A 2,813-nucleotide genomic window follows, 5' to 3' on the forward strand; every position below is an offset into this window, starting at 1 on the left:
AGTGTTTCCGGGTTGATTCCGAGTTCACGGCCGACTTCTGAAATTGTCTTGATCGACCTCAACGCGATCTGGATGGCTTTTTCCCGGAACTCCGGGGTGTACTTGCTGGGTGGCGCCACTTGCTCGTCCTCGTCTCCTGTTCACGGCAACCCCATTGGGTCGGTGTCCGGAAACTTCGGGGCGCTGCAGAAGATCGGGGTGGGCGGCGTCAAGTTCGTACTCCAGTAGGCTGTGTCGAGCAGCACCCGGTCCTCGAGCGGCAGGGCTCCATGGCTGCCTGTGCCGCGGCTCGTGCGCGACTTCGCGGCGTACCACGGTCATCAGCTTGCCGAAGCATCGCGGGCTCAGCCCGGTGAACAGGGTTATCCAGGACGGCTCCGACGCTGTGATTCCACACCGAGATCATCTCACCCGTGACCCGGCGTTACGGGAAAACCCTGTGCCGGTCTCGTGGATAATCGAGACCAGTCTGTTCCGAAAATCCGCTTCGTACTTCTTACGTATCTCTTCATCGAAACACTCGGGCATCAGGTAACGAAAGCGAGGAAGCGGCATGAACAAGACGAGGTTGGAGGCTTCGGTGGCCTCAATCTGGCGAGTGGGAGTCCGCTGGTGGCGCCTGATGCCGGTACGTCGACCAGCAGTCCTGGTCTGTGTCTTGTTCCTCGCCTCAGTTGGAATGGTCACCGGCGCGTCCACATCGAAACTTCCTGCAATGATTGCTCCTACGTCTGAGCTGCGGGTCGTTGTTCAAGACTCGCCTCCGTTCGTCTACAAGGAGGGCGATGAATGGGCTGGATACGACGTCGACGTCCTGGAACAGGTGGCTCGCCGGGTGGGCTTCACCTTCGAGGTCACTGAGGCCCACGGGTACGAGGAACTGCTGGATGTAGTGCGCTCCGGCCGCGCCGATCTGGCCATGGGAGGGCTGACCGCGACGAGCGCGCGTGAGAAGACGCTTGACTTTACTTCTCCTGATATCGCTGCCGGACTTCAGGTGATGGTCCGTACCGATCAGGCTACCGGTCTGGGGGGGGTCGCCCAGGCCTTTCTCACGTCAAGCGTAATCAATCTCCTGTTGTTGGGATTCTTCTGCTTGCTGATGGTAGCCAATCTGATCTGGATTATTCAATTCTTGCGGGGCGCGTTGCCGGAGCGGGGATACATTCGAGGGGTCATCCGGTCCATGCATCAAATCTTTGTGAACATGGCCACATTGGACTTCGCCTCACGCACTCCTCGTTCTGTCTGGGGTCGACTCGGATCGATCCTCGGAGTAGTTCTGAGTCTGGTCTTCATTGCCCAGCTGACTGCTCTGCTGACGGCTAGCCTCACTGTCTCCAAAGTGAGAGGAGGGATCGACTCCGTGGATGATCTACGAGGCAAGGTAGTTGCGACCGTCGCCAACAGCACCAGTGTGGATTCACTCAGCCGACGGGGTATTAAAGCAGCGGGCTACCCGAGCCTTTCGGCTGCACTGGTCGGCCTTAATCAGGGAAAGGCCGACGCCGTCGTGTACGACGCCCCGATGCTGAAGTACGAAGAAGGTAGGAGTAGTGGTAACTTTCGCGTTGTCGGACCTGTCATCGACCGCCAGTGGTACGGATTCGCCATGCGCCCGAACAACCGATACCTAGAGTCTATCAATCAGGCAATCCTGTCCCTGCAGGAAAACGGAGTGCTGGAGCGCCTCCACTCGCAGTGGCTCGGTGGATAATGAGCGATCTACGAGCCTTTTTCACGTGTACGGCATGAGGGTGGTGTGGTCGCTGGGTGTTGACGGTGGCGTGACGAACGGGGGGGCATCCCGCTGGTTGGCCGGTCACCGCAACTAGCCTGACCTGCGGAGATGCCCCGTGTTCTCTTATCCTGCCGCATGCGATGTCGAGGAAGAGCTCCTGGAGCTGGTGACGATGGTGATCGTTGCGTGTGATGGTGACCGTTCCTGCAAGCTGCGTCCGTACGACCGGGCCCGCTGTGCCCTGGTCTCCCTGCGCAAGCACGACACCTTCGAACAGCTCGCGGCCGGCCTTGCCATCGGCATGGCCACCGCCTGGCGCTATGTGAACCACACGATCGGGCAACTCGCCAGGTTCGCTCCGTCGTTGACGGAGGCACTCACCAGTCACCACGCCGACGGCTACATGCTCCTGGATGGCACCGTCGCGGCGACCGACCGGGTAGCGACATCACCTGCCTGCCCGTGGGCGGCGGGAAGTTCTGCTACCTGGCGGCCGTGATCGATCTGTGTTCGCGCCGTCTGGCCGACTGGGTGATCGCCGACCACATGCGGTCTGAACTTGTCGTCGACGCCCTGGCCGCGGCCGAGCGGGACCCGCGGCAGCCTCGCTGGCGCCGTCTTTCACACCGATCACGGGGCGCAGTACACCAGCCGGGCGTTCGCCGACGCCTGCCGGAAGGCCGGCGTGATCCAGGGCATGAGCGTGGTCGGGAGCCGGGCGGAAAACGCCGCCGCGGAGAGCTGAGAACGCGGCCTTCGAACGAGAGACGCTCCAGGGCCGCCGGGCTGGTCCAGCGAGCGCGAAGCACGACTCGTGGCGTTCCGGTTGCTGCACTGCTACAACACCGTCCGCCGCCACTCCCGCCTCGGACACTGCAGCCCGAACGACTACGAGACGGCACTCGGCACGACATCAACTACCCTCACAGAAGCTGCATAAGCCGTGTCCAGGATTCGGGGTGAAGGCCCCCTGCGGCAGGCTCACAACGCCAACGTCCAGCGGATGCTGGTGGGTTTCACGGTGGCCCGAAGACGCCGGGCCCGCCGCTCTCTCTGAAGACCTCACGGGCCC

4 protein-coding genes and 1 pseudogene are annotated in these 2,813 nt (G+C 62.0%); 3 read left to right on the forward strand and 2 right to left on the reverse strand.

What is annotated here, in order from left to right; all coding sequences use genetic code 11:
• Both AZE13_RS39535 and AZE13_RS35245 read right to left on the reverse strand, forming a co-directional pair.
• The coding region (locus AZE13_RS39535; protein ID WP_147264827.1) for a transposase at window positions 1–119 on the reverse strand (119 nt) is incomplete at its 3' end.
• A gap of 87 nt (window positions 120–206) precedes the next feature.
• Window positions 207–390: pseudogene (locus AZE13_RS35245) on the reverse strand (IS5/IS1182 family transposase); the annotation flags it as partial.
• A 163-nt stretch (window positions 391–553) separates the two neighbouring features.
• Between AZE13_RS35245 and AZE13_RS33265 the strand changes: the two are divergent.
• The 3 genes from AZE13_RS33265 to AZE13_RS39540 all read left to right on the forward strand — a co-directional run bounded on the left by AZE13_RS33265 (window position 554) and on the right by AZE13_RS39540 (window position 2,704).
• Entirely contained in the window at window positions 554–1,717 is a 1,164-nt protein-coding gene (locus AZE13_RS33265) for a transporter substrate-binding domain-containing protein (protein ID WP_079124659.1), read from the forward strand.
• 139 nt (window positions 1,718–1,856) lie between these two features.
• The gene (locus AZE13_RS33270; protein WP_066940540.1) at window positions 1,857–2,240 is read left to right on the forward strand and encodes a transposase family protein; all 384 of its coding nucleotides are present in this window, start codon (window positions 1,857–1,859) and stop codon (window positions 2,238–2,240) included.
• Window positions 2,237–2,704, forward strand: a complete 468-nt coding sequence (locus tag AZE13_RS39540; protein ID WP_398780310.1) for a hypothetical protein — start codon at window positions 2,237–2,239, stop codon at window positions 2,702–2,704. Before AZE13_RS33270 ends, AZE13_RS39540 begins: the two co-directional genes overlap by 4 nt.
• Window positions 2,705–2,813: the final 109 nt, after the last annotated feature.

It is taken from the genome of Streptomyces sp. NBRC 110611, assembly GCF_001590865.1.
In the GTDB taxonomy this organism is placed as follows: domain Bacteria; phylum Actinomycetota; class Actinomycetes; order Streptomycetales; family Streptomycetaceae; genus Streptomyces.

Excerpts from the sequence above, each read along its gene's own strand:
- AZE13_RS33265 (WP_079124659.1), top strand. The coding sequence starts at position 554 with ATGAACAAGACGAGGTTGGAGGCTTCGGTGGCCTCAATCTGGCGAGTG.